General features: G+C 31.5%; 1 pseudogene. It reads left to right on the top strand.

Annotation, left to right across the window (positions count from 1 at the left end):
• Positions 1 to 370, top strand: a pseudogene (locus J690_RS0104865) (TonB-dependent receptor); the annotation flags it as partial.
• Positions 371 to 461: the final 91 nt, after the last annotated feature.

A 461-nucleotide genomic window follows, 5' to 3' on the forward strand; every position in this document is an offset into this window, starting at 1 on the left:
GACGGCATACGAGATCTGGAATAGAGAACCGACTTTAGCTCCCCAAAAGGATCGTTACACTCCTAGATTACCTCCTGCTCGTTTGGGTACACGACTAAAAGCTGATTTTGATGAATCGCTTAAAGGTGAAATAGAATATTATCGAGTCTTTAAACAAGATAATATTTCTAAATTTGAGCAGGTTACATCAGGTTATAATATGCTTAATATGACTTTAGCATATAAAAATAAGCTATCTCACACAGAATATGATTTATTCTTTAAAGCGAATAATTTACTTGATCAGAAAGTCTATGCCCATGAAACATTTTTGCCATATATTCCCCAAATTGGAAGAAATTTTAGTTTAGGCTTAAATCTTAATTTCTAGATAAGATACTGTAATCTTCTAAGAAAATTTCTTAGAAGATTTTTCTTATAAAATGATTAGATTAATAATTAAGGTAAGCGTCCGCTGAATC

The organism is Acinetobacter sp. 742879 (genome assembly GCF_000588535.1).
GTDB lineage: Bacteria > Pseudomonadota > Gammaproteobacteria > Pseudomonadales > Moraxellaceae > Acinetobacter > Acinetobacter pittii.